This is a genomic window from Profundibacter sp., assembly GCF_056498605.1.
The window spans coordinates 15250-40358 of sequence record NZ_JBSMEZ010000139.1; the positions used below are offsets into that span (position 1 = coordinate 15250).

24 protein-coding genes are annotated in these 25109 nt (G+C 56.9%); 14 read left to right on the forward strand and 10 right to left on the reverse strand.

The annotated features are described in order from the left end of the window. Positions 1-113: 113 nt before the first annotated feature. Complete coding sequence (locus ACWB12_RS13670) at positions 114-761, reverse strand: DUF3047 domain-containing protein (protein WP_479530645.1); 648 nt, start codon at positions 759-761, stop codon at positions 114-116. 169 nt (positions 762-930) lie between these two features. Here ACWB12_RS13670 and ACWB12_RS13675 point away from each other — a divergent pair, with 169 nt between their 5' ends. Then, on the forward strand, positions 931-1677 hold the full coding sequence (locus tag ACWB12_RS13675; protein ID WP_479530646.1) for a rhomboid family intramembrane serine protease: 747 nt from the start codon (positions 931-933) through the stop codon (positions 1675-1677). After that, positions 1674-2039: a GFA family protein gene (locus ACWB12_RS13680; RefSeq protein ID WP_479530647.1), complete on the forward strand. Its 366-nt coding sequence runs from the start codon at positions 1674-1676 to the stop codon at positions 2037-2039. The genes ACWB12_RS13675 and ACWB12_RS13680 overlap by 4 nt, the downstream gene beginning before the upstream one ends. 67 nt (positions 2040-2106) lie before the next feature. On the opposite strand, the gene ACWB12_RS13685 is transcribed toward ACWB12_RS13680, so the two are convergent. From ACWB12_RS13685 to ACWB12_RS13695, 3 genes are all read right to left on the reverse strand, one after another. Continuing rightward, the gene (locus ACWB12_RS13685; protein WP_479530648.1) at positions 2107-2898 is read right to left on the reverse strand and encodes an inositol monophosphatase family protein; all 792 of its coding nucleotides are present in this window, start codon (positions 2896-2898) and stop codon (positions 2107-2109) included. A 77-nt stretch (positions 2899-2975) separates the two neighbouring features. Further along, on the reverse strand, positions 2976-4010 hold the full coding sequence (locus ACWB12_RS13690; RefSeq protein WP_479530649.1) for a Hint domain-containing protein: 1035 nt from the start codon (positions 4008-4010) through the stop codon (positions 2976-2978). A 115-nt stretch (positions 4011-4125) separates the two neighbouring features. Continuing rightward, positions 4126-5037: a LysR family transcriptional regulator gene (locus tag ACWB12_RS13695; protein ID WP_479530650.1), complete on the reverse strand. Its 912-nt coding sequence runs from the start codon at positions 5035-5037 to the stop codon at positions 4126-4128. Between the two features lie 92 nt (positions 5038-5129). On the opposite strand from ACWB12_RS13695, the gene metF reads away from it, so the two are divergent. Beyond that, positions 5130-5996 carry a methylenetetrahydrofolate reductase [NAD(P)H] gene (gene metF, locus ACWB12_RS13700; protein ID WP_479530651.1) on the forward strand — a complete coding sequence of 289 codons (867 nt, stop codon included), beginning with the start codon at positions 5130-5132 and terminating at the stop codon, positions 5994-5996. Between the two features lie 102 nt (positions 5997-6098). Here the strand turns inward: metF and ACWB12_RS13705 are convergent, their stop codons facing one another. Then, positions 6099-7151, reverse strand: coding sequence for a DUF2235 domain-containing protein (locus ACWB12_RS13705; protein ID WP_479530652.1), 1053 nt, complete (start codon positions 7149-7151; stop codon positions 6099-6101). A gap of 229 nt (positions 7152-7380) precedes the next feature. Here ACWB12_RS13705 and ACWB12_RS13710 point away from each other — a divergent pair, with 229 nt between their 5' ends. The 5 genes from ACWB12_RS13710 (at position 7381) to ACWB12_RS13730 (ending at position 12873) form a co-directional block, all read left to right on the forward strand. Further along, positions 7381-7776, forward strand: a complete 396-nt coding sequence (locus tag ACWB12_RS13710; protein WP_479530653.1) for a COG4315 family predicted lipoprotein — start codon at positions 7381-7383, stop codon at positions 7774-7776. Between the two features lie 155 nt (positions 7777-7931). Continuing rightward, the gene (locus tag ACWB12_RS13715; protein WP_479530654.1) at positions 7932-8441 is read left to right on the forward strand and encodes an RNA polymerase sigma factor; all 510 of its coding nucleotides are present in this window, start codon (positions 7932-7934) and stop codon (positions 8439-8441) included. Continuing rightward, positions 8438-9181, forward strand: coding sequence for an anti-sigma factor family protein (locus ACWB12_RS13720; RefSeq protein ID WP_479530655.1), 744 nt, complete (start codon positions 8438-8440; stop codon positions 9179-9181). Before ACWB12_RS13715 ends, ACWB12_RS13720 begins: the two co-directional genes overlap by 4 nt. A 63-nt stretch (positions 9182-9244) precedes the next feature. Continuing rightward, on the forward strand, positions 9245-9856 hold the full coding sequence (locus tag ACWB12_RS13725) for an HD domain-containing protein (RefSeq protein WP_479530656.1): 612 nt from the start codon (positions 9245-9247) through the stop codon (positions 9854-9856). An 89-nt stretch (positions 9857-9945) separates the two neighbouring features. Continuing rightward, positions 9946-12873 (forward strand): valine--tRNA ligase, encoded by a 2928-nt coding sequence (locus ACWB12_RS13730; RefSeq protein ID WP_479530657.1) that lies wholly within the window; start codon positions 9946-9948, stop codon positions 12871-12873. Between the two features lie 15 nt (positions 12874-12888). Here the strand turns inward: ACWB12_RS13730 and ACWB12_RS13735 are convergent, their stop codons facing one another. Both ACWB12_RS13735 and ACWB12_RS13740 read right to left on the reverse strand, forming a co-directional pair. After that, on the reverse strand, positions 12889-14223 hold the full coding sequence (locus ACWB12_RS13735) for a caspase family protein (RefSeq protein ID WP_479530658.1): 1335 nt from the start codon (positions 14221-14223) through the stop codon (positions 12889-12891). Positions 14224-14319: 96 nt separating this feature from the next. After that, positions 14320-14487, reverse strand: a complete 168-nt coding sequence (locus ACWB12_RS13740) for a Tat pathway signal protein (protein ID WP_479530659.1) — start codon at positions 14485-14487, stop codon at positions 14320-14322. A gap of 103 nt (positions 14488-14590) precedes the next feature. On the opposite strand from ACWB12_RS13740, the gene ACWB12_RS13745 reads away from it, so the two are divergent. From ACWB12_RS13745 to ACWB12_RS13765, 5 genes are all read left to right on the forward strand, one after another. After that, a complete protein-coding gene (locus ACWB12_RS13745; protein ID WP_479530660.1) occupies positions 14591-15706 on the forward strand; it encodes a pyridoxal phosphate-dependent aminotransferase in 1116 nt (371 codons plus the stop codon). Positions 15707-15766: 60 nt separating this feature from the next. Continuing rightward, complete coding sequence (gene gndA, locus ACWB12_RS13750) at positions 15767-17179, forward strand: NADP-dependent phosphogluconate dehydrogenase (RefSeq protein WP_479530661.1); 1413 nt, start codon at positions 15767-15769, stop codon at positions 17177-17179. Further along, entirely contained in the window at positions 17172-18140 is a 969-nt protein-coding gene (locus tag ACWB12_RS13755) for a threonine/serine dehydratase (protein ID WP_479530662.1), read from the forward strand. The genes gndA and ACWB12_RS13755 overlap by 8 nt, the downstream gene beginning before the upstream one ends. A gap of 131 nt (positions 18141-18271) precedes the next feature. Then, positions 18272-18664, forward strand: coding sequence for a DUF6858 family protein (locus ACWB12_RS13760; protein WP_479530663.1), 393 nt, complete (start codon positions 18272-18274; stop codon positions 18662-18664). 80 nt (positions 18665-18744) lie between these two features. Further along, positions 18745-19491, forward strand: coding sequence for an HNH endonuclease (locus tag ACWB12_RS13765; RefSeq protein ID WP_479530664.1), 747 nt, complete (start codon positions 18745-18747; stop codon positions 19489-19491). Positions 19492-19674: 183 nt separating this feature from the next. On the opposite strand, the gene ACWB12_RS13770 is transcribed toward ACWB12_RS13765, so the two are convergent. After that, positions 19675-20874, reverse strand: a complete 1200-nt coding sequence (locus ACWB12_RS13770; protein WP_479530665.1) for a pyridoxal-phosphate-dependent aminotransferase family protein — start codon at positions 20872-20874, stop codon at positions 19675-19677. A gap of 256 nt (positions 20875-21130) precedes the next feature. Between ACWB12_RS13770 and ACWB12_RS13775 the strand changes: the two genes are divergently transcribed. Continuing rightward, positions 21131-22975 (forward strand): ABC transporter ATP-binding protein, encoded by a 1845-nt coding sequence (locus ACWB12_RS13775; protein WP_479530679.1) that lies wholly within the window; start codon positions 21131-21133, stop codon positions 22973-22975. A 152-nt stretch (positions 22976-23127) separates the two neighbouring features. On the opposite strand, the gene ACWB12_RS13780 is transcribed toward ACWB12_RS13775, so the two are convergent. Both ACWB12_RS13780 and ACWB12_RS13785 read right to left on the reverse strand, forming a co-directional pair. Continuing rightward, positions 23128-24300 carry an AlbA family DNA-binding domain-containing protein gene (locus tag ACWB12_RS13780; protein WP_479530666.1) on the reverse strand — a complete coding sequence of 391 codons (1173 nt, stop codon included), beginning with the start codon at positions 24298-24300 and terminating at the stop codon, positions 23128-23130. Positions 24301-24425: 125 nt separating this feature from the next. Further along, positions 24426-25106, reverse strand: a complete 681-nt coding sequence (locus ACWB12_RS13785; protein WP_479530667.1) for a TIGR04283 family arsenosugar biosynthesis glycosyltransferase — start codon at positions 25104-25106, stop codon at positions 24426-24428. Positions 25107-25109 lie beyond the last annotated feature (3 nt).

The window sequence follows — 25109 nt, forward strand, 5'->3', positions numbered from 1 at the left end:
GGGATTGCGCCGCGCTACGCGCGTCGCCCCAAGCGCTTTGACCCCTGCGGGTCAAAGCGCAGGATGCCTGCGGCGCAGGTATTTAAGGCAAGAAGAAGCTGAAAATCCGTGTCTTAAAAGACCTTCAAATCTTTCACGATAGCGCTAATTTTACCGTCCGTATCATCGCTATCTGCTGATATTCCGACCCCCACCAGCACACCTGCCATCTTGCCAAAGGCCCGCTGGAAATCTGCTGCCAGATCAACGTTTTCGGAAAACGAGCCCTTGCCCGCCGCACGCGTGACCACTGTTTTTAACTGGTTTGGACCGTAAGGGCTGCGCAGGATTTTGCCGCGTGGATATCCCCCCCCCCAGACATAAACCAGCGCGCGCGTGCTGGCGTTTTTCAACACCCGACGCACTGATGCCCCCGACAGTTTTTCAGCCGAGGCCTGATCCATAAAGATAAAATAGATCGCCAGATTGCGATCATCCCCGCCTTTGCGGGTCAAATCCGTTGCCACAACCGACTGCGCCACAGACCATCCCCATGACGCCATTTTCGAATTCCATGCCGATTTTGGAACCGAACGATACAGCAATGAAACCGTGCCATCCGACGTCACCTTTAACTGACGGCCCGCTAAGTCGTAATCGTTGGTCCACAGGCGCAAGAAGCCCTGCTCGGTCCAGCTGTTATCGAATTTCAGGGTTTCGGCAGCAGCTTGAAATCCTGACATGGAAGTCAAAATTGCAACCGCCGCGAATGTTCGGGACATGAGTTTTTTCATCTGGATAACCACCTTTATAATCACAAAACGACGTAATTCCATCCTCATTGACGCCTGGCGCGCCGACTTGCCAATCAATTATACGTCATAGCACCTGCAAACATATTATACCTGTGTGCCCTTGACCCTGTCCTGTGCATCGGCGAGTTTCGGCAATATGTTTCCTATTCGTGATCACAACCCGTCGCTGAAAACGCCCTATGTCACCTACGCCTTGATGGCGGTGAACATTGTGGTTTTCCTGACCTATTGGCCGAACCTGCAAGACCCGCAGGTGATCAATCCGTTTTTCTATCAATGGGCAATGGTGCCCCAACGGGTGAGTGATGGCGATCATTATTACACCATGATTTCGTCGATGTTCCTGCATGGCGGGTTTATGCACCTTGCGGGTAACATGCTGTTTTTATGGATATTTGGCGACAATATGGAGGAGCAGCTGGGCCATATCGGCTATCTGGTATTTTATTTCGCCGTCGGTCTGGCCGCAGGGTTTGCCCAGATCATGACCGACCCGACTTCGCCCGTTGCCGTGGTCGGCGCATCCGGTGCGATTGCTGGCGTAATGGGCGGGTATTTGCTGCTGTTCCCAAAGGCAAAAATCGACATTTTGATCATCATTGTGGTGTTTTTTCGCATCTTCCCAGTTCCGGCGTGGATCATGCTGGGCCTTTGGTTTGCGATCCAGCTGTTCAGCGGTGTGGCGGTTGACGCGCAAACTGGCGGCATTGCCTATTGGGAACATGCGGGCGGATTTATTGCCGGAATGCTGTTTGCGGTGCCGATCTGGCTGCGCCTAGGGGGCAAGGCGTTCTGGAACAGGAACCACGGCCACCCGCCGCATCCCGACGCACAATATGAACTCTCGTCCTCCCGCATCCCCAGAATTAAGAGACGCCTATGAGCGCGCATAAACTGACCTGCCATTGCGGCGCGATTGAACTCGCCGTCACGCTCAGTGACGGGCTGAACACCGCGCGGCGCTGTGATTGCTCGTTTTGTCGTCGTCGCGGAGCGATTGCGGTTTCGGCGCCGCTGGACGGGGTCAAGGTGGTCAAAGGGGCTGACAAACTTACGCTCTATACATGGGGCACCGGCACTGCGAAACATTACTTTTGCTCGGTCTGTGGCAACTACACCCACCACCAGCGCCGCTCTAATCCGAATGAATTTGGCGTGAACGTCGCCGCGCTTGAAGGCATCAACCCGCGTGATTTAGGGGATGTGCCGTGGGACGACGGGGTGAACCACCCTTCGGACCGCTAACCTGACATGATCGGGCTGGAAACTCTCGGTTTTCCGGTGCTGATTTTTGCGATGCAGGGCTCACCGCTCAGCAGCCCTCGCGGATAATCTTGCTGAACTTATCAAAGATCGGCTCGTTGGCGCAAATCACGTCACCATCGCCTAAAATATCGCCACCCTTGGCCAACGGTTCAATCAAACCACCCGCCTCGCGCACGATCACCACACCGGCGGCCATGTCCCACGAATGCAGGCTGCGTTCCCAAAATCCGTCATAGCGCCCCGCGGCCACATAGGCCAAATCCAGCGCCGCAGCACCCCAGCGCCGCACACCGGCACAGGTCGGCAATATCCGCGCCAGATCCTGCAATGTTGCTGGCAAATCAGCACTACCGGCAAATGGCAGCCCCGTGGCGAACACGCAATCAATCAAGCGCTTGCGCCCCGAAACCCGCAAACGGCTTTCGTTCAACCACGCGCCCTGACCTTTTTCAGCAAAGAACATCTCGTCCTTGGTCGGGTCATACACCACACCGGCCACCACCTCGCCCTTATGCTCCAGCGCGATCGACACCGCCCAATGCGGCATCCCGTGCAGAAAATTCGTGGTGCCATCCAGCGGGTCGACAATCCAGCGCCGTGTCGGGTCTTCGCCATCCACCGCATCGGATTCTTCGCCGACCCAGCCATAGGTCGGACGCGCACCCATCAGCTCCTCACGGATGATTTCCTCGGCAGCGATATCGGCCTTGGAGACAAAATCGCCAGCGCCCTTCATCGACACCTGCAGGTTTTCAACTTCGCGAAAATCTTTTGACAGGGACCGCCCCGCCAAACGCGCAGCTTTTATCATCAGGTTCAGGTTGGCGCTCATTGCCATCGGGCAAACTCCTTATGCATCAAGGATGCCGTATATACACCCCCGCGCCCAACGCACAAGGGCCGCACAAGGTCTGGTCAGGAAAATAATAGCCGTGTCTCGCCTGCCTTCAGAGAAGGGCGAACCAACCCACCATATGCCGCACCCCCGCCGACACGCAATTCAGGGAACAACGTAAATATTTCATCGCGGGACGCATCAGACAAACTGTGCAATGCCAGTTGCCCCGGATTAAAGCTTTCAGTTTCAATACCAGCTGAATACACCAGTTCATGCTGATCAAACATAATGTGGAAATATTGCACTTCACCGCCACGCGCTTGCACAATCGTATCCCCGTTCACCAGATTTTTCGCAGCAACCAGCACCTCTGGTTCACCAAAATACAGCTCGGCACGCCACCCGGTCAGCAAAATCTTGTGCTGCGGCGAAACCCGCAATGTTTCGGTATTTCCCAGTGCTCCTTTGCCGATAACAATTGGTGCAAAATTTCCTTTTGCCGCAACAGTCCGTTGTCCGACCCAGCGCAAAGGCTGCATTCCGTTGTCCACAGTGCGCACCAGATCACCTGCAAGCAGCGTTTCCACGGGCACCGATCCTCTGGCCGTTTCAATCATTGTGCCGCGCACAAAGCATGTCACAAAATTCCAGGATTCACGGCTTGCCGTTAGACCTGAATAGCTATTGCCAACCAGGCTATCCAAGGTAATTGACCTGATTGCGCCAGCTTCGAGCGTGGCTTGATCCGCGTTGGCGGAAAATTCTGGGGCAAGGTATGTATTGCCATTGATGTCCTGATACAGAACGGCCGTATACGTCGCTGTCGTGCCATCGATATAGGTAATCGTCGCATTATAGATCGCAGTGCTGTCAAACGTCTGTGCTGCACCACCATCAATCGAAAATTGTTCTGCAGGGGAATTGTTTGTCCCGTAGGACGACCCGACATTTCCCACTTGGGACATCGTTACAAAATCATTGACCAGCGCATTGCCCGCGCTGCCAAATGTCATCCCGACAAGCGCCGAAGCGTTTTCGGCAACTGTATTGCCCTCGGTTGTATCCATATCGGCAAGAACACCGATGCTAATCACACTAAATGTTGTTGGCATGATACCTAATCCACAAAATATACGTCTTATTCAGACAACTGCAAAGAAGGTAACTCTGGATTGCGGCATCAGTTAGACAATTAAAGGGTATTAAATCTGCGATATAGCAGCCGGTCTAATTCTTCCCGCGTTGCATTTTCACCGGAATTTTGCGCCCCAGCCGATTGAAATGTGCCATATAGGGTTTGGCCACGTCATCCTCGCGCACCGCCGCGAATAACCGCCGCGTCAAACCGCTCTTGGTCAAAGGGCGCGTCACATAATCCGAATTATACTTCACCTCGCGCACCACCCAGTCGGGCAACACCGCCACACCGCGGTTCGAGGCCACCAGCAGCAAGATCACCGCCGTCAGCTCCACCTTGCGAATGGCCGCAGGCTCCACCTTGGCGGGGCCCAGCAGTCCAGTGAACGCATCCAGCTTGCTGCGCTCCACCGGATAGACGATCAAGGTCTGGCCCTTGAAATCCGCCGCCTCGATGTAGGGTTTTTGCGCCAGCGGGTTCTTGGCGGCAGCCACAAACACCGGCTCGTAATCAAACAGCGGCACAAACTCGACACCCTCCAGATCCTCAGGGTCAGACGAAATCACCAGATCGACCTGTTCCTTTTGCAACGCGGTTAGCGCGTCAAACGACAGGCCAGCGCGAATGTCCACATCCACATCCGGCCACGCCTTGCGAAACTCCTCCAAAACCGGAAACAACCACTCAAAACAGGCGTGGCACTCGATTGCGATATGCAACCGACCTGCGCGCCCCGCGTTCAGACCTGCAAAATCATCCTGAATAGCATCAATTTCAGGCAGCACCTTCTCCGCCAGCACCAGCAGCCGCATTCCGGCGGCTGACAGGCGTAACGGCTTGGAACGGCGCACAAACAGCTCGACCTGCGTTTGCACCTCCAACCCTTTGATCTGGTGGCTTAATGCGGATTGGGTGATGTTCATCATATCCGCCGCACGCCCCAAACCGCCCGCCTCGTGGATCGCTTTTATGGTGCGCAGATGGCGCAATTCCAGATGCATTTACAACAAACCTCATATTAATCTTGAGAATTATGAATTTGTTTCACATTTTATCCTGTGCGACAAGACCCACCAGCATAAAGGAAATCACCATGGTCACGCCGCGCATCAGCTTTGAATTCTTCCCGCCACAATCGCTCGATGCGTCGTTCCGGCTGTGGGACACAGTGCAAGTGCTGGCTCCGCTGAACCCGAACTTTGTGTCGGTCACTTACGGCGCTGGCGGCACCACGCGTGATCTGACCCACGATGCCGTGTCTACGATCCACAAAAATTACGGGCTAAACGTCGCCGCGCATTTGACTTGCGTTAATTCCACCCGTGACGAAATCCTCGCCATCGCCGATGGATACGCCAAGGCAGGCGTCACCGACATCGTCGCCCTGCGCGGGGATGCCCCCAATGGTGCCGAAAAATTCACTGCAATCGATGACGGATTTGCCAATTCAATCGAACTGATCGAAACCCTCACCGACACTGGTAAATTCAACATCCGCGTTGGTGCCTACCCCGAACCGCACCCCGACAGCGCCAACATGGCCGCCGATGTTGACTGGCTGAAACGCAAAATCGACGCGGGCGCAACCAGCGCCATCACCCAGTTCTTTTTCGAGGCCGACACGTTCTTCCGCTTCCGTGACGCCTGCGTCGCCGCTGGCATCACCGCCCCGATCATCCCCGGCATCATGCCGATCACCAGCTGGACCGGCCTGAAAAAATTCGCCGCCGGTTGTGGTGCCTCAATCCCGACATGGCTGGATGACGCGTTTAATGCCGCCATCCGCGATGATCGCACAGACCTGCTGGCAACCGCCGTTTGCACTGAATTGTGCAGTGATCTGATTGATGGCGGTGTGCAGGATTTGCACTTCTACACCCTGAACCGCCCCGCCCTGACCCGTGATGTGTGTCACGCGCTAGGGGTTACGCCGGATGTGTCGCTGCAAAACGTCGCCTGACCTGCATCATTTTCGGCCTTCCAATGTAATTCCCATTATCTTGAAGCAGAGTTCACTCAAGAGTGAGCGATTCATACGCCACTGGATCGACCACCTGCCTGATTATGAAACTGCGCTGACGCGGTGCGCATATTTATGCCCCTGCGCACTGGAATGCACATGTTCGCTCATATCGCGCCCGATCACGCGGCGCCTGCGCCATAAAAACAGCTTGGCCCAACCGCGAAATGATCCGACCGATGGCGCGTCGGGATCGACCGTGAACCGCTCGCGGCAATCATCGGGCATACAGACATCGCACCCCTCCAATTTTTCCAGCATCCAGACCAGCGGAATGTTCGACAGGGGCCGTGCCGCATCATAGCCCCCCAAATGGCCGCCAATGTCACTGTGGCAGCCCCGAAACCACATCTGTTCCATCACCCCATGCCAATCCCCCGGGCACTCCCACATGACAGGGGCAAAGGCCAGACGGGTTTCATCCATCGCCAACGCGTGAAACCCGTGGCGGATGCTGTTGCCCAGATGATGGCTGTGAAAATCATGTTTCGGCTGGGTCCAGCGCCAAAGCACTGGCAGACGGATGCCAAGGGATTTGACCGTATCCCAAACCCCGACCATTTCAATCTCGACCCCGTCATAGCAATGCGCTTTGGCAAAATCCTGCGCGGCATCACTATGCGCTGTGCATTCATAATGGCGGTAAATCTGGCGGATATTGCGCACTGTGGCGTGTTCCTGTGTCAGCAATCCGATCCGGTCAATCACCCCCGCCATAGATCGCGCCGCATAGGCCCCACGCGAAAACCCCAGCAGGAATATCCGGTCACCGGCCCGATACCGGCTGGCCAAAAACCCGTAAGCCCGCCTGATTTGGCGGTTGATCCCCTTGCCGGTGATCACATCCATCGTGCTGCGCCAATGGTGCCACTGCACCCCGCTCTCGTATCGCAATGATAAATGCTGCGACGGAGCCATTTCGCGCAGGATTTTATAGGTCAGCCCCGCGTTGCTCTCGCAGCCCTCTTTCAACGACGACATAGTGCCGTCAAAGATGATCACATGGTCAACCCGCCCGCGCGTCAGAACCGCAGGCGTCTGGTCCACCCGCGATCCAAGGCCCAGCCAGCCCGATATGCGTTCGCTTAACCGCATCCGTCGCAATCCCCTATCATCTGTTTAACCATGCTCCAATCATCGGCCCACACCCCTGCGCCGTCTATAAACAATGCCGTGAACCATATTACGGTTACATCCCTAACCCGTTAATTCCAAACGGATTTCAAATTTATTTTACCCGACAAGGATTAAAACCACCCCCCGCGGTGTGTTTATCATATGCCGGCTCAAACCACCGGCGATATGAAACCTTCAGGAGAACCCTATGTTCAAAACCACCATGATCGCCGCCGCATTGGCAACCACATTGTCCGCTGGCACCGCTTTCGCAGCAGCACATGCGCCAAAGGCATCCATCTTTGCCATCACAGTTGAGGGCGGAAAAATCTATACCGACTCCAAAGGCATGTCACTTTACACCTTCGACAAGGATAGCAAAGGCGTGTCGAACTGCAATGACGGCTGCGCCGTAAAATGGCCCCCATTGATGGCACCAGCTTCAGCCGAGGGCGCTGGCCAGTTTTCGGTCATTACCCGTGCCGATGGCACCCACCAATGGGCAGTCAACGGCATGCCGCTCTATACATGGTTCAAAGACAAGAAATCCGGCGACACGACCGGTGATGGCGTCAAAGGTGTGTGGCATATTGCCAAACCCTAATCATGTCCCCGCAAGCGATTTGCATTCGCCTTGAAACCGAGCGTCCTAATTCTCCCGATCTTGGGGCGAATTAGGATACAAGCCAACGCAAATTGCGGTTAGGGTAAGGCAGGGCGGCCCCGCTACTTTGGGCCGCCCGTATTTGATAGGATCACATGCCCCAATTTCGCGCCCAGCTACAGCACTGCCTGCCGGACCTCTGGCGCTATGCCTATGCCCTGACGCGGGATCGGCACATGGCGGACGATCTGGTGCAGGATTGCGCCGAACGTGCGCTGCGCAAACGCGATCTTTGGCAACAAACCGGCGCACTCAAACCGTGGTTGATGAAAATGCTTCTGAACCTTTACAAAAACCAGATGCGCAGCCAGTCCCGCCGCCCGCACCTCGTGGCGATTGACGACATGCACCATGATCCCGCCGCACCGGATGCGTTGGACCAAAAACTGGCCCTGTCCCAAACCGCCCGTGCCATGACCCAACTGCCCGAAGACCAACGCGAGGCACTCTTACTAGTGGTGCTGGGCGGGGTTAGCTATAAACAAGCCGCCGAAGCGCTGAACGTGCCGTTGGGCACCCTGATGTCGCGCCTTGGCCGCGCACGGGCAAAACTACGCGAGATGATGGCCGATGTGCCCACAACCGACCTAAAGGGGGCCTCATGACCCAAATAACCACCGATATGATGCACGCCTTTGTCGACGGACAACTGGACGACGCCGACATGGCGCTGGTCGAGGCGTATCTAGCCGAAAACCCCGACCGCGCCGCTGAAGTTGCCGACTGGGCCGCGCAAAACGACGCGTTGCGCACCCTGTTCCCCGCCCCCGATATGCCGATTGACCTGCCGTCCATTGCCCCCGCCACCCCCCCCCGCGCCCCGATGCGCGCCATTGCCGCATCTCTGGCAATCCTTGGCGTCGGCGTCGCGCTTGGCTGGATGGGCCGTGGTATTGCCCCACAAAACACTGACCTCATGGTTGCGGGCCTTGTGCAAGAAGCCATCACCGCCCATGCTGTCTACACCGCCGATCCCCACCGCCCTGTCGAGGTAGGCGCAGACGAGGAAGAGCTGCTGATCCGCTGGCTGTCGAACCGCGTTGGCGAACAGCTGTCAGCACCCGACCTGACTGCAAACGGCTTTGGCTTGATTGGCGGGCGCTTGCTGTCGGCCACCGAAGGCCCCGCCGCCCAATTCATGTATGAAAACACCGCAGGCACCCGCATCACCCTGTTTGCTGTGCGATCAGACCACAGCCAGATGGCCGAATTCACCTTCAAACAAAACGGCAAAACCAACAGCTTTTACTGGCAGGACGACCGCTTGCGTTACGCCATCGTCGGCGATCTGCCCCGTGATGAACTGAACAAGCTGGCGATCCGCGTTTACGAGGCGTTTTCCTAACCCCGCTTGCCAGACACGAAATTTTCGGCTTACCTCTCGGTATCAACAAACGAGGTGCGCATCATGGATCACGTCAAATTCACCCAAATGAAAGATGGCGACAAGGAAGACTATGACTTCCTAACCAAACACGAGGTGGAATACACCAAAGGCACCGCTGATCGGCTGCTCACCGCACTGGTTGATCTGGACCAAGGGTTATCCGGCTACAAAATCAGCCGCCTTGGCCATTCTCTGCAATCGGCCACACGGGCATGGCGGGACGGGGCGGACATTGATTGGGTGGTCTCGACCCTGCTGCACGACATCGGCGATATCTACGCACCCTACAACCACGACGAATACGCAGCCAGCATCCTGCGCCCGTTCGTGCGGGAACAATGCACATGGGTGGTGGAAAAACACGGCGATTTCCAACTGGCCTATTACGGCACCCACGTTGGCGCCGACCCGAACAAACGTGACACATATGCGGGCCACATCTACTATGACGATTGCGAAAAATTCTGCGAACTCTGGGACCAAACCAGCTTTGATCCCGATTACGACACCCTGCCGATCGAATTTTTCACCAACATGACCCGACAGGTCTTCGCCCGCGAACCCTATGACCCCGCCGTGACCCGCACAGGCGAACGCGTGCCCCTGCAAACCAACGCCCCGAACCGCAGCTAATACCGGCACCCGTCAAACACGCCCTTCCCCTTACCCGCATCATTCGTTAGACCTCGCCTAACCAGATTTTGACGCGAAGGCAGACCACAATGGCGATGGAAAAGACATTTGACGCAGCTTCAGCCGAGGCACGTATTTTCAAGGCTTGGGAAGACACGCACGCATTTGCGGCAGGTGCCAACGCCAAGGAAGGTGCCGACAGCTTCTGCATCATGATCCCGCCGCCCAATGTCACGGGCGCGCTGCACATTGGTCATGCCTTCAACAACACCCTGCAAGACGTGCTGGTGCGCTGGCACCGGATGCGCGGCTTTGACACCCTGTGGCAACCCGGCCAAGACCACGCGGGCATCGCCACCCAGCTGCAAGTCGAAAAGATGCTGGCCGCCAATGGCGAGCCATCGCGTGCCGAAATGGGCCGCGAGGCGTTCATTGAGAAGGTCTGGGAGTGGAAAGAGAAATACGGCTCCACCATCGTCAATCAGCTCAAGCGGCTCGGCGCGTCCTGTGACTGGGATCGTAATGCCTTCACCATGGATGAAAATTTCCACGACGCCGTGCTTAAAGTTTTCGTCGATCTATACCACAAAAACCTGATCTATCGCGGCAGCCGTCTGGTCAATTGGGACCCGCATTTTGAAACCGCGATTTCCGATCTTGAGGTCGAAAACATCGAGATCGACGGCCACATGTGGCACTTCAAATACCCCCTCGCAGGCGGCGCTGAATATGAATATGTCGAAAAAGACGAGGACGGCAACGTCACCCTGCGCGAGATGCGAAACTACATTTCCATCGCCACCACACGGCCCGAAACTATGTTGGGCGATGGTGCTGTGGCAGTTCACCCCGATGACGAACGCTATGCGCCCATCGTCGGTCAGCTTTGCGAAATTCCGGTTGGTCCCAAACAGCACCGCCGCCTGATCCCGATCATCACCGATGACTACCCCGACATGACCTTCGGCTCGGGGGCAGTGAAAATCACCGGCGCGCATGATCTGAACGACTATGGCGTCGCCAAACGCAACCATATCCCGCTGTATCGGCTGATGGATACCAAGGCGCACATGCGGGGTGATGGCGCGGATTACGAGACCGCAGCCACCCGCGCCAAAGCTATTTCCGAAGGGGCTGATTGGGCCGAGGCCGAAATTGACGCCCTGAACCTTATCCCTGACGCCTACCGTGGCATGGACCGCTTTGAGGCCCGCAAGGCGGTGGTTGCCGATATCGATTCTGAGGGCCTGATGATCATGATCGAGGACAAAAAGATCATGCAGCCGTTTTGTGACCGCTCCAAGGTGGTGATGGAACCGATGCTGACCGATCAATGGTATGTCGACGCCGCCAAACTCGCTGGCCCTGCCCGTGATGCGGTGACAGACGGGCGCGTGAAAATCATGCCGGAAAGTGGCGAGAAGGTATATTTCCACTGGATGAACAACATCGAGCCATGGTGCATCTCGCGCCAGCTTTGGTGGGGGCACCAGATACCGGTTTGGTATGGGCCTTCTAAAGATTCTTTCTATTCTGAGAGTCACGAAAAATTTGGCAGCAATGAAAAATTCTGTGCGAGTAGTGAAGAAGAGGCCATTGAAGCTGCATCCAATTTTTATGGGATGCCCGTTAAGGTATTTGACAGCTTTGAAAGCGCATTCACCACCCAATTCAATTCGGGTGATTTAAACTATAAGCCTATCTACCGCGACCCCGACGTCCTAGACACATGGTTCTCCTCCGGCCTCTGGCCCATCGGTACCCTCGGCTGGCCCAAGGACACGCCGGAACTGCAAAAATACTTCCCCACCAGCACCCTGATCACCGGCCAAGACATCCTGTTCTTCTGGGTCGCCCGCATGATGATGATGCAACTCGAAGTCACCGGAAAAGTGCCGTTTGACACCGTTTACCTGCACCAGCTGGTGCGCGACGAAAATGGTGTGAAAATGTCCAAAACCTTGGGCAACGTCATCGACCCGCTGGATATGATCGACGAATTCGGCGCCGACGCCGTGCGCTTCACCATGACCTCGATGGCCAGCATCGGTGGCTCCCTAAAGCTGTCGACCGAACGCGTCGAGGGCTACCGTAATTTCGGCACCAAACTCTGGAACGCCACCTCCTTCGCCCAATTCAACGAATGCCACCCAGATCCAGATTTTGACCCAGCCGCCGTCAAACTACCCCTGAACAAATGGATGGTCGGCGAAGCGGCCAAAGCCTTTGACGCTTATAATGCAGCACTTGAGGCCTACCGTTTCAACGACGCCGCCAGCGCCGCTTACGTCTTTGTGCGCGGGACCTTATGCGACCGCTATCTGGAATTCACCAAACCGACATTCTTCTCGGAAGACGACGCCGCCATTAAGGAGACCCGCGCCACGATGGCATGGATCATTGATCAAAGCATGATCCTGCTGCACCCGATCATGCCCTTCATCACCGAAGAATTATGGGGCATCACAGCCAAACGCGACAACATGTTGGTCCACCAAGATTGGCCACAATATACGGCTGCCGATCTGGTTGATCCCGAGGCGGATCGCGAAATGGGTTGGGTCACTGATCTGGTCGACAAAATCCGCTCGGTGCGGACCGAAGTCAACGTGCCAGCCGGTGCCAAAATCCCGATGCTGATGCAAAATCTGGATACCGCTGGCCGCAAGGCATGGGACAACAACGAGGCGCTGATCAAACGCCTCGCCCGCATCGAGCCGCTAACCGAGACCGCAACCCTGCCCAAAGGGGCCGTCACCATCGCGATCGAGGGCGGCGTATTCGCCCTGCCACTGGCCGATATCATCGACGTGTCGGCGGAAAAAGAGCGGCTGGAGAAATCGCTGGGCAAACTGGAAAAAGACATGGGTGGCCTGCGCGGTCGTTTGAACAACCCCAAGTTCGTGGAAAGTGCGCCCGATGCCGTGGTCGCCGAGAGCCGCGAACTGCTCGGCCAGAAAGAAGAAGAAGCCGCCAAACTAAAGGCCGCGATGCAGCGGTTGGCCGAAATGGGCTAACACGCCGTCACAGGGTCAGTTGCGCACATACAGGATGCGATCCTCGTATTTGCGCGCAATACAGCCCACATTGCGCCCGCAAGCATCCCGTGCGCCAATCCATGCACGCTGGCTGTTTTTCAAACGCGCCTTGCCGCTGGCATCCCGCCGCCGTAATTTCGCAAAATAAAGGCGGGACATTTTCAGGTCGAGTGACGACAGCCGCTTATTGCCGCAAATCGTCTTCTCGGTTGCCGTGGCGGCTGACGGGCACCACTTGGGCCGTTTGAAAATTGCAACAACAGGGGGTTTTTCCGGCACAGCCTCGTGCTCAACCTCAACTGGCGGATCCGGAGTAATCGGCGCCCTGTCGTTCGTTTGTGCTGCCAGTAAAACCCGCGCCTTGTCTGCGGCCAATGCCGAATAGGGCGTGCCCGCATGGCGCACGGAAAACTGCAACAACGCCTCGACCGAGGTTGTCTCCTTGAAATCCTGCCACTCGACTTGCGCAATCAACACTTGATCCACCGTCGCCACAGGCGCGGCATCCGGCAATTTTGTCGGCTCCACCAACGACGGGGTGCAATTACCCGTTAAACATGCCGAACCGATCACCTCGTCGTAATAGGCAGGGCGCTGCGGATGACCAATGCCTTGCGCCGACTGGTTCACGGCAAGTTGCGTGGCCTTAAAGGCCGATTGCAAATCCTGCGGTTTTGCAAGTTCCTTAAGGAAAAAGCGGGTAAAAACCGAATAGGATTCGGGATCATCATCCGACAAACGGTCCAGCGCGGTTTGCCCTTCGCCCGCTGAAAACGCGATGAACGTGCCCACAGGCGCCTCGACCTGAACCAGCCCGCGCTCCAGACCAATCGCGCGGGTTCCATTGCTTGGACTGGAAAAGGGGTTATTTCGGCAGGCATCAATTATTGCCACGGTTAATGCGGGGCTACGCTGGGAAATTTTATCAATAACACCGTTCACCCCGTTGCGCAGCGCGAAACTTTCCGCTGCAATCAGGGTTTCCGACCCTTCAAAACGTATGTCGGTCGGCACTAGGTAATTCTCGCGTCCGTCCGACCAGCCATGACCGGAATAGATAAACAGAACTGTATCACCCGTTGTAATTTTATCCAGAAATTCTGCCAACGCCACCACCATATCGCGCCCGCCCACATCCAGCTTCATTGTCACGTCAAACCCGCGATCTTGCAGGAACGCACGATACCCTTCAGCGTCCGAACGCGCCTTCAATAGCGGTTCAACATTCTGGTAACTATCATTGCCAATCACCAGCGCCAGAGATTTAGCACGGGACATATCCGCAAAAGACAGCAGTATTAAAACCGTAATAGCGAGCCTAAAAAGCATTGCGCGCCTCCTATAACAAGTCAGCGATAATGCGTGTCAGGCTAGCCTGAACAGACACCCTTGCATAGGTAAGGAATTACATGCCTGTCGTCGGGGTTAATAAACCACCCGCTCAATCGCCCGCATCATGCCCAGCGATTTGTCGTAAACCAACGTCAATATGCGCCGTCCACCCAGACGCGGGGCGATAGTTGGCATGGTGCGCACAGCCCCGGCCGCAACCGTGCTTGCCAGAAATCCGCGACGGGTTAGTTTGATCGACATGTATCACCTATTGGTAGTTGCGAGTGATTCTCATATATGCACGCCACGCATGTTTTCAACCTATCCCCTTGCCGCCCCGCGCATTTTGCGCAATCTATTCCCCATGACTGGACCCAGATACACCCCGCTGATCGCCTCGCTGCCCTCCACCGTGCCGTTCGTTGGCCCCGAGGTGCAGGAACGCGCCCTTGGCCATGTTTTTACGGCTCGCCTTGGTGCAAATGAAAACGTATTCGGCCCCTCGCCAAAGGCGATTCTGGCAATGCAGGGCGCAGTGCCGCAAACATGGATGTATGGCGATAGCGCCAGCCATGAATTGCGCGCAGCACTGGCCGCCCACCACAGCGTCACCATGGACAACATCGTCATAGGTGCTGGCATCGACGGGCTTCTTGGCTCCTTGGTGCGCATGACCGTCGCGGCAGGCGACAAGGTGGTGACCTCGGCTGGCGCCTACCCGACCTTCAACTACCACGTAAACGGCTTTGGCGGCGAGTTGGTGCAGGTGCCGTTCAAGGACGATATGGAAGACCCCGATGCCCTGATCACCAAAGCCACCGAGGTAGACGCGAAACTGGTCTATCTCGCCAATCCCGACAACCCGATGGGCACATGGCACAGCGCCGACGTGATCAACGATATGATCGCGCGTATACCCAATGGCTGCTTGATGGTGCTGGACGAAGCCTATGTTGAATTCGCCCCAGAAGGCACCGCACCACCAATGCAGCCCGACAACCCGAACGTCATCCATATGCGCACTTTTTCAAAGGCTTACGGCATGGCTGGTGCCCGTGTCGGGGCCGCCATTGGCCACGCAGACCTGATCGCCTCCTTCGCCAAGGTCCGTGACCATTTCGGTATGAGCCGCGTCTCTCAGGCAGGCGCACTCGCGGCCCTACAAGACCAGGCCTACCTGTCAGAAACCCTCGCCAAAGTCACCGCCGCCCGAACCCGTATCAGCGACATCGCCCGCGCCAATGGCCTGACACCCCTGCCCTCGGCCACCAATTTCGTCACCATCGATTGTGGCAAATCCGGCGATTTCGCCCGCGCCATCGTCGCCGAAATGACCGCACTCAGCATCTTTATCCGCATGCCCTTCGTCGCCCCACAGGACCGTTGCATCCGTATTTCCGCAGGCACACCCGCCGATCTAAACCTGCTTGAAACCGCTTTCCCAACAGCGCTCGCCGCTGCCCGTATCAAATGCCCGTGAACCGCTGGAATTCCCCACAAGGCTAGCGTATGTTTGCGCTAACAACACAAGGAACACATCATGTCAAAATCACAAATCGGCGTCTATGGGTTGGGAACGATGGGCAGCGCACTGGCCCTGAATATGGCCGATAATGGCTTTCAGGTGGCTGTCACCAACCGCGAGGTGGACTGGATCGCCCCCTTCATCAAAGAAGCCGGAGCGCTCGCCAAAAACCTCTCCCCCCACGACACGCTCACCGATTTCATTCAGGGCCTGACCACCCCGCGCGTGATCCTGTTCATGATCCCCTCGGGCAAACCGATGGACATGATGATCGACACCATCACCCCGCTGCTGGACGCGGGCGACACCATCCTTGATGGCGGCAACGCCAATTTCCACGACACCCGCCGCCGTAGCGCCCTGATGGCCGAAACCGATCTGCATTTCGTCGGCATGGGCGTTTCGGGCGGCGAAAGCGGCGCACGGCATGGCCCATCTATGATGGTTGGCGGCACGGATCACAGCTGGACCCAACTAAAACCCATCCTGCAAGCGATCTCGGCCAAATTTGAAGGCGATCCTTGCGTTGATCACCTCGGCCCCGACGGCGCGGGTCATTTTGTGAAAACCGTGCACAACGGCATTGAATACGCCGACATGCAGGCGATTGCCGAAATCTACGCGCTGCTGCGTGACGGGGCCAACTGGCCTGCCGCAAAAATCGGCGACCTGCTGACCAAATGGAACGACGGCCCGCTGCATTCCTACCTGATCGAAATTTCCGGCAAAGTGTTGCAAGCCGTCGACCCTGAAACCGGCAAACCGATGGTCGATCTGATCCTTGATAAGGCGGGTCAAAAAGGCACTGGCCGCTGGACCGCAATCGAGGCGTTAAAACTCGGCCAGTCCGCCAGCGCAATCGAGGCCGCCGTGGGGGCGCGTTCGTGGTCGTCCGAAAAAGACACCCGCATCGCCGCACAGCCGCTGCTAAACCCCGACACCACCCAAACCGACCGGCCCAGCACGGATGATCTGGAAGCCGCCCTGATGGCCGCCCGCATCCTTGGCCACGCCCAGGGCTTTCGCGTCTTGCAAGCGGCTTCCGATGAATACGACTGGTCCCTGAACATGCCGCGCATCGCCGAAATCTGGCGCGCCGGCTGCATCATCCGCTCGTCCCTGCTGGACGATCTGGCCGATGCCTTCCGTACCAACCTGCCGCAAAACGAACTCATCCTCGCCCCCGCCATCCGAACCCGCCTTGATGCCTCCATCGGTGCCCTTCGCCGCGTGGTCACTTCTGGCATCAATAATGGCGTCCCCGTGCCGGTCCTCTCTGCATCCTTGGCATGGTTCGACAGCATCCGCACCGCGCGCGGCAGCACCAACCTGATCCAGGCCCAGCGCGATTTCTTTGGCGAACACGGCTTTAGACGGCTGGACAAAGACGGCGATTATCACGGCCCGTGGAATGGCGCAAATGACTGATATTACGTTAGAAAAAATCAAAGCCGCCCAGCAACAAATAGCAGGCCGTATCATCCGCACCCCCACTTTGGACCTGCGCCAAACGGGGCTGGAGGACCTGCTGCCAAAGGGCAGCACCGCCACGATGAAGCTGGAGTTGTTCCAGAAAGCTGGCTCGTTCAAAGCCCGCGGGAGCCTTCTCTCCATCGAAGCCCTAACCCCCGATCAACGCGCCGCTGGCGTCACAGCGGCAAGCGGCGGCAACCACGCGCTGGCCTTGGCATGGGCCGCAAAAGCGTGCGGCACCTCGGCCAAAATCGCCATCCCCAAAACCGCCGACCCGATCCGAATTGACGGCTGTCGCGCGTTAGGGGCAGATCTAGTGCTCTGCGACAGCATCCTTGAGGTGTTCCCGAAGATGCACGAGATCGCCGAGGCCGAGGGCCGCACCATCATCCACCCGTTCGAAGGCTACAACATTTCCCTTGGCGCGGCCACTTGCGGGGCCGAACTTTTCGCTGACGCCCCCAACCTCGACATGGTGATCCTGCCGGTCGGCGGTGGCGGTCTGATCTCTGGCATGTCAGCCGCATTAAAACTGCTGAACCCCAAGATCGAAATCTTCGGGGTTGAACCATTCGGTGCCGACAGCATGTTTCAAAGCTTCCAATCCGGCAGCCCTCAATCCCTTGATAAAGTTGACACAATCGCCGACAGCCTCGGATCACCCACGGCGCTGCCTTACTCATACGAGCTGACCCGCGCCAATGTCACCGACATCGTCCGCGTCACCGATGACGACTTGCGCCAAACCATGCGCCTGATGAACGAGACGCTAAAACTGATGGTCGAGCCCGCCTGCGCCGCCTCCCTCAGCGGCGCGCTTGGCCCGCTCAAATCCCACTGCGAGGGTAAAAACATCGGCTTGCTGGCCTGCGGAGCCAACATCAGCCGCCCCCGTTTCATGGAACTGGTCGCCTAACCCCATTTTCGTTCCCCAAATATCCGCGCAGCAGGCATTGAATCTCTTTGCAAGCCTGCGCAATTTGCCACATCGCCAATCCGCCTGCGCACTGCCATTGCAGCCGTCCAACCCAACCAAAGGACGCCCCGATGAAACAATCTATCCTGATGGAAAAATACCCGACCTTCGATCTGGAAATTCCAAAATCCGAAACCAGCCACACAAGCGTTGATGACATCCTGACCGCCCTAAAGGTCAACATCGACGCCCACCCAAAAGTCGCCTTCATCGGCATTTTTGATCACCTAAGCCACACAAAATCCATTGACGGTGACATCGCCGAGGCGATCACTGACGCCAAAAACATCATCTTTTGCTTTGGTATGAAACTACCCAACCCACACGTCATGGCCGTGCGTCCGCGCTCCATCGGCGTGACCGACATGGGCAGCCACTTCCACATCACGTTCATGGAGCCACCAATGCCGCTGGCCACAAACGCGATGGAAAGCTGGTGCAAGGCGCTGGCCGATAAGGCTTAGGAATTTACCTACAGGGTGTGGGCGATGCCCCCACCCTAATTTGCCTTGCTCTCCAACTACAAACCGCATCATATTCCTACATGAGCAAAGCTGTATTCATCCAAAACCCCGTTTCAATCTACGACGACCGCCCTGGCGAAGCATATCATTTCCCCAGACGCTATTTACGCATTGTTCAAGAAACTATTGGTGACTGGGTCATTTTCTACGAGAGTCGAAAGAACAAGGGCGCATTCGGATATGTATCAGTGCAAAAGGTCCTCGATGTCATCCCAGACCCGCACAAGCCAGATCATTACTTTGCAATTCTAGAACCATCCTCGGAGTGGTCTTTTGAGCAAACAGTCAAACGCGCCGATCCAGATGGCCTAGCATTTGAGCACTCCCTTCGTGCTGGCGACGGCAGGCCCATGTCAGGTGGTGTAAGCGTTTCCGCGGTCCGCCGCCTAACGGACCTTGAGTTTGCCTCGATCGTTAATTACGGAATGCAGGAATTGAAAGGGCCAGAGGCTTTACCAAGACAAGCCGATCAGGAACAGTCCGATGCCCTTTCCGGTTTTGCCGAAACACAGGCCCCGTTTGGGCCCGCCCCAATATCCTCATTCCGGCCAGACATCCTTACCTCCAGAAAATATCGCGACCCCTCTTTTCAGCGGCAGGTCAAAGCTGCCTACGGCGGTCGATGCGCTATTTCTGGGCTCGAGCTGAGGAACGGAGGTGGGCGTCCAGAAGTTGAAGCGGCTCATATCAGAGCCGTCAAAGACGGTGGCCCTGACATTATTCGCAATGGCCTTGCCCTATCTGGAACATTGCACTGGATAGTTTGATCGCGGTCTCATCTCTGTCGCCGAGGATCATCGCATCCTTATTTCACATAACAAAGTTCCAAAAGAAACAGCTGCGCGCCTAATAGCTCCGGAGCAAAAACTAATACTACCTCGCAATCCGCGCCACCATCCACATCCTGATTATCTGCGATACCATCGTGAAAATGTATTTGGTCAAATGAACTAAGCCTGCGAAACCACCTTGGCCGCCGCCGCCAGCGCGCCCTCGCCATGCTCGATGCCCAGCGCAATCATCCCCGCCTCAATCACACCCAAAACACCCAGCACCATATGCGCATTTACATGCCCCATATGGCCAACGCGGAAAAACCCGTGCCATGCCGGATCACCCGGTGGCGCCATGCCGATGCCAATGCCCAGCGTCACGCCCGCCCGCTCACTCACCCAGTCGCGCAGCGCCGTGCCCAAAGGCGCACCAATGCGCACCGCCGTCACCGCATGGCTGCGCATATTTCTGTCCGCAATGTTCAACTCCACCGGTCCCCGCAAGCCCCACGCCTCGAACGCCGCCCAAACCGCCGCGGCCAATTTGGCGTGGCGTTCCCATGCCGCCTCTACACCTTCCTCGTGAACCAACATTTTTAACGCCTCATGCAGGCCGAACAAATGATGCGTCGGTGCCGTGCCCGCGAAATACTGGTAAAACCCCTCCGGCCGCGCCCGCGCCCGCCAGTCCCAATAGGAACTGACACAATCCGCTGCCTCCCGCACCGCATCCGCCTTGTCGTTGAAATAAACGAATCCCAATCCCGGCGGCAGCATCAGCCCTTTTTGCGACGCCGCGACCATCACATCCACGCCCCATGCGTCCATCTCGAACCGGTCCACCGCAAGCGACGCAATGCAATCCGCCATCAACAACGCCCCATGCCCCACCGCATCCATCACCGCGCGCACACCGGCAATATCATTCCTGACCGATGTTGACGTATCCACATGCACCGCCATAACCGCCTTGATCTTGCCGCCGACATCGGCGCGCAATGCCGCCTCCAGTCGCGCCATATCAATGCCCGACCGGTTGCCATAATCAATCACCTCAACCTCGGCCCCCAGCCCTTCGGCGATTCCAGCCCAACCCAGCCCAAACAGCCCCGTCGCCAACACCAGAACCTTGTCGCCGCGCGACAACACATTGGCCAATGCCGCCTCCCACGCGCCATGCCCGTTACAAATATAGATCGCCACATTATGCTCGGTGCGGGCCACAACCTTCAGATCTGTGACAATGCCCTCGACCATTCGCTCGATGGCTGACCCGTAAATATTGGGCGCAGGCTGATGCATCGCTTGCAGCACCCGATCCGGCACAACAGACGGACCAGGAATGGCAAGATAAGGACGGCCATGGGACAGGGACATGCGGGGGGGCTCCTATGAATACCAGCAAACGCTATTGCCTCGTCACCCCCTCGTCAATTCCCCCACCTCTTCTTCTTGCTCTAAATACCTGCGCCGCAGGCACAAGACATAAAGCGGCCCGTAGGGCCTCCGTTAAACTGCTCTGGCGCTTGCCAGCCAGCCCGCCGCAGGATATGCACATAAAACAACTGCCCCACAGGATCAGGCAAACGTGACAAAACCCCCTAAAAATGACCAATACGCTTCCCGCACCCTGATGGCACGGCTTTGGCACGGCTATCTGAAACCACACAAATGGTGGATGCTGCTAGCGTTGATCCTGATGGTGATCGAGGGCAGCACATTGGGCATCCTGTCCTATATGCTGCAACCCATGTTCGACCATGTGTTCGTTGGTGGCGATACCGCCGCTATATGGTGGGTTGGTGGGGTGATCTTTGGCCTGTTTGTGGTCCGCGCCATTACCCAGCTTTGCCAGAAAACCATCCTGACCCGCGTGGCCCAAAAAACCTCGACCAATATGCAGACCGACCTTCTGCGCCACTTGATGCGACTGGACAGCGTGTTTTTCCAGAAAAACCCGCCCGGTGCATTGATGGAGCGTGTGCAGGGCGACACAACCGCTGTGCAACAGGTCTGGGCGGTGATTATCTCGGGGGTTGGCCGTGATATGGTCTCGCTGGTGCTGCTGCTGGGGCTGGCCATTTCCCTCGACTGGGTCTGGACGGTTGTCGCCGTGATTGGGGCCCCCCTGCTGGTCATCCCTGTCTACGTGCTGCAAAAATACATCCGCCGCAAAACCAGCCATATGCGTGAACAGGCTTCCCTGCGCTCGACCCGCCTGGATGAGGTGTTCCACGGCATCAACCCGATCAAACTGAACCTGCTGGAGCAATACCAACTGGGCCGCTTCACCAGCATCATTGATAAAATCGTCTCGGCCGAAGTGAAAACCGCCGCCGGTCGCGCCATGATCCCGTCCCTGATCGACATCATCACCGGCCTTGGGTTTTTCGGCGTAATGATTGTGGGCGGCCAAGACATTATCGAGGGCGAAAAAACCGTCGGACAATTCATGAGCTTTTTCTCAGCCATGGCATTGGCGTTCCAACCGATGCGCCGTCTGGGCAGTATTTCCGGCATCTGGCAGGTGGCGGCCGCCAGTCTGGAACGGCTGTACCGACTGTTCGACGAACTGCCTACTATCACGTCCCCCGCCAAACCTGCCGCCCCTGTGGCCGCCGAAAACACCACGCTGGAACTGGCAAATGTTACCTTTGCCTATGACGACACACCGGTTCTGAACGGCACTTCCTTGATTGCCGAGGCCGGCAAAACCACCGCCCTTGTGGGGGCCTCGGGGGCGGGCAAAAGCACCATCTTCAACGTGCTGACCCGTCTGGTCGAACCGCAATCGGGCAAAACCACCGTCGGCGGCACCCCGATCAACCAGCTGACACTGAACGACCTGCGCGGCATGTTTTCCGTGGTAACGCAGGACGCCCTACTGTTTGATGAAACCATTCGTGAAAACATCCTGTTGGGCCGCACCGATGTGACTGACACCGCGCTCAAAGACGCGCTTGATGCGGCCCACGTCACCGACTTCCTCGACAAATTGCCAAACGGTCTGGACACCCCCGCAGGCCCGCGCGGCTCCAACCTGTCCGGCGGCCAGCGCCAGCGCGTCGCCATTGCCCGCGCCATCCTGCGCGACACCCCGATCCTGCTGCTGGACGAGGCCACCTCGGCGCTTGACGCCCATTCCGAAGCCGTGGTGCAAAAAGCGCTTGAGCGCCTGTCCAAAGGCCGCACCACACTGGTCATCGCCCACCGTCTGTCGACCATCCAGTCCGCCGATAAAATCGTAGTGATGGAGCGCGGCCGCGTGGTCGACCAAGGCACCCACGAAGAACTGCTCGCCGGTGGCGGCATCTACGCCGACCTGCACCGCCTGCAATTCAAGGAAAACGCGCCCATAGGCGGCCACAACCCGCTGGACCCCGCCAACGGCGCTGTGAGAACTGGCACATCCCCCACCAACGCCCCCCCCAAACCCAACCTATTCACCCGCTTCGCCCAACGCTGGTTCGGGCGGTAAGGGCAAGGGCTTTGTCCTTGGGCAGACAATTTTGCGATGATCGGAAAAGGCAACCAGTTCAATGCTGCGAAGCAACGTCGTATAGCAGACGTTAGAGCACGATAGAATTCCCTCGATAATCGCCTATAGAATGGGTCGATCTGCGTTTGATCTCATCTACCTTTCCACTTGTTCTCGTCATCAAAATAAAAGCACCTCCCAAAGTCAAAGGCGTTCCACATGAAATGCATCTGCTCAGCAATGACATCTACGTAGTCATCATCATCTCTAAAGTCTTCGATAATAGACGGCGGCAAGTGCAGGCTTTCCTTTGAGTATGCAGGCGGTTGATCGGGAACGCGCATTCGGTCCACACCCATCCTTAACCCAGCCGTTCCAAAGAAAGATATTTGAAGCATGATAGGTGGCAGGGCGCCGATTGCACGCAGCCCCTTCATATATGAGGTCATGAATTGGATGAGGTTTTCTGGCAGTGATAACGACGCGAAATGCCGCCCATGTTCATCATCACGAAAGATACTGGCGCTGGTTGCTTCAACGCATCCATTTCTGAATATTTGGGTGTACCCGTGGCAAACGTCACCGCCTCGATAGACGACAAAACCATCAAGGTTGATGCGTCCAGAGTGACCGCTAGCACCGATCGGGCAAAAGGCCGATCTCTGTTCCTGCAACACAGCCACTTGGTGTCGCCTCTCCCCTCCGAGATCAGCCAGCGGTATAAGATGCATCACCAACCCTCCGTTTTGGATGGGGAGTGGCAGCGGCCCCTCATTCGCCTGAATTTGCAGGAACCGTTCGCCTGTGAATGCCCGGCTGCGTTCCTCAATCGTCCGTTGCTGACCAAAAAGCATGCGAAGTTCTTCAAGTGCAAGTTCATAAGTCCCAGATGAATTGCGGGCGTGATAGCGGTTGGTGTTTTTGAAAATCACCCTATGGGGCGGGTTAACGCTTCGGGGCACATGAATGGCAATAACGTCCCCGTCTCCAATTTGAATACGCTTCATTCTCAACCCATAGATCTTTGGATCCACTCCTGTCTGGGCGATATTTTCCAACCTCAGGAGTTCTTGATCGACATCAATACCCCTCAAGGGTGTGATTGCCGACGCAGCGCCGTCAGCCTCGTCAATCCCGATCAAAAGGTGGCCACCAAAACTATTTGCAAAGGCCGATATGTCCTTCAGAAATTCCTTCTTGTCTGCGTCAGCTGTTCCGTAAGTTTCTCTTTTGAAATCAAGGTGAACTGTCTCTGTCGCGCCGGCATCTATAAGGGCTTGTAAGGTTCCATCGTCAATATCATCGAAATTCTTGCCTAAAAGCATGTGCCCACCGTGTTTAGCTAGAGAACTCATTTATAGGTTAGGATACAATTAGATGCGCTGCCCGTCGAGATCTTTTGCCGCCGACCCATAGCTATCATTTCCCCATCTTCTTGTGCCCCCCCACATCACTCCCCATACTCCCGCCCCAACCGCTCCGGATCAACCCCTGCCAAATACCGCACCAGCCGCCACAGGTTCCGCGCCGATTGCCGTGCCCATCCCGCCTCCTGATACCGCGCCGCACTGGTCACAACCTCCACCGGTAAGGCGCACAATTGCCCCCGCAACCCCCGCGCCATCGCCACATCCTCCATCAACGGCATATCCTTAAACCCGCCCACCGCATCGTACAGATCACGCGAAATCAACAACCCTTGATCCCCATACGGCAACCCAAACACCTTTGACCGCACATTCGCCCACCCCGCCACAAACCACGGCCAAAACCCATCCGCCCTAAACCGCAACCGGAAATATCCCGCCCGCTGATCCGCCACCATATGCGCCCGAACAACCTCGGCCCAGCCCGCCCCAAGCACCGTATCCGCGTGCAAAAACAACAACCACGCCCCGCCAGCCGCCTCCGCCCCCCGCGCCATCTGCCCGCCACGCCCCGCAGCACCGCTCACCACCACACCACCTGCCTCAACCACCAACGCACAACTGCCATCCGATGACCCCCCATCCGACACCACCAACTCGCGCACCAATCCGGCCTCAAGCCCCTCCATCAACGACGCCAACACCAAAGGCAGCTCACCCTCCGCGTTCAATACCGGTATAATAATGCTCAATGGCGCCCGCATGTC

Coding starts and splice junctions, on each gene's coding strand:
- ACWB12_RS13730 (WP_479530657.1), top strand. CDS start 9,946: ATGGCGATGGAAAAGACATTTGACGCAGCTTCAGCCGAGGCACGTATT.
- ACWB12_RS13670 (WP_479530645.1), bottom strand. CDS start 761: ATGTCCCGAACATTCGCGGCGGTTGCAATTTTGACTTCCATGTCAGGA.
- ACWB12_RS13725 (WP_479530656.1), top strand. CDS start 9,245: ATGGATCACGTCAAATTCACCCAAATGAAAGATGGCGACAAGGAAGAC.
- ACWB12_RS13705 (WP_479530652.1), bottom strand. CDS start 7,151: ATGCGGTTAAGCGAACGCATATCGGGCTGGCTGGGCCTTGGATCGCGG.
- ACWB12_RS13745 (WP_479530660.1), top strand. CDS start 14,591: ATGACTGGACCCAGATACACCCCGCTGATCGCCTCGCTGCCCTCCACC.
- ACWB12_RS13720 (WP_479530655.1), top strand. CDS start 8,438: ATGACCCAAATAACCACCGATATGATGCACGCCTTTGTCGACGGACAA.
- ACWB12_RS13695 (WP_479530650.1), bottom strand. CDS start 5,037: ATGCATCTGGAATTGCGCCATCTGCGCACCATAAAAGCGATCCACGAG.
- ACWB12_RS13770 (WP_479530665.1), bottom strand. CDS start 20,874: ATGTCCCTGTCCCATGGCCGTCCTTATCTTGCCATTCCTGGTCCGTCT.
- ACWB12_RS13780 (WP_479530666.1), bottom strand. CDS start 24,300: ATGCTTTTAGGCAAGAATTTCGATGATATTGACGATGGAACCTTACAA.
- metF (WP_479530651.1), top strand. CDS start 5,130: ATGGTCACGCCGCGCATCAGCTTTGAATTCTTCCCGCCACAATCGCTC.
- ACWB12_RS13680 (WP_479530647.1), top strand. CDS start 1,674: ATGAGCGCGCATAAACTGACCTGCCATTGCGGCGCGATTGAACTCGCC.
- ACWB12_RS13685 (WP_479530648.1), bottom strand. CDS start 2,898: ATGGCAATGAGCGCCAACCTGAACCTGATGATAAAAGCTGCGCGTTTG.
- gndA (WP_479530661.1), top strand. CDS start 15,767: ATGTCAAAATCACAAATCGGCGTCTATGGGTTGGGAACGATGGGCAGC.
- ACWB12_RS13775 (WP_479530679.1), top strand. CDS start 21,131: ATGGCACGGCTTTGGCACGGCTATCTGAAACCACACAAATGGTGGATG.
- ACWB12_RS13760 (WP_479530663.1), top strand. CDS start 18,272: ATGAAACAATCTATCCTGATGGAAAAATACCCGACCTTCGATCTGGAA.
- ACWB12_RS13710 (WP_479530653.1), top strand. CDS start 7,381: ATGTTCAAAACCACCATGATCGCCGCCGCATTGGCAACCACATTGTCC.
- ACWB12_RS13755 (WP_479530662.1), top strand. CDS start 17,172: ATGACTGATATTACGTTAGAAAAAATCAAAGCCGCCCAGCAACAAATA.
- ACWB12_RS13735 (WP_479530658.1), bottom strand. CDS start 14,223: ATGCTTTTTAGGCTCGCTATTACGGTTTTAATACTGCTGTCTTTTGCG.
- ACWB12_RS13690 (WP_479530649.1), bottom strand. CDS start 4,010: ATGCCAACAACATTTAGTGTGATTAGCATCGGTGTTCTTGCCGATATG.
- ACWB12_RS13715 (WP_479530654.1), top strand. CDS start 7,932: ATGCCCCAATTTCGCGCCCAGCTACAGCACTGCCTGCCGGACCTCTGG.
- ACWB12_RS13765 (WP_479530664.1), top strand. CDS start 18,745: ATGAGCAAAGCTGTATTCATCCAAAACCCCGTTTCAATCTACGACGAC.
- ACWB12_RS13675 (WP_479530646.1), top strand. CDS start 931: ATGTTTCCTATTCGTGATCACAACCCGTCGCTGAAAACGCCCTATGTC.
- ACWB12_RS13740 (WP_479530659.1), bottom strand. CDS start 14,487: ATGTCGATCAAACTAACCCGTCGCGGATTTCTGGCAAGCACGGTTGCG.
- ACWB12_RS13785 (WP_479530667.1), bottom strand. CDS start 25,106: ATGCGGGCGCCATTGAGCATTATTATACCGGTATTGAACGCGGAGGGT.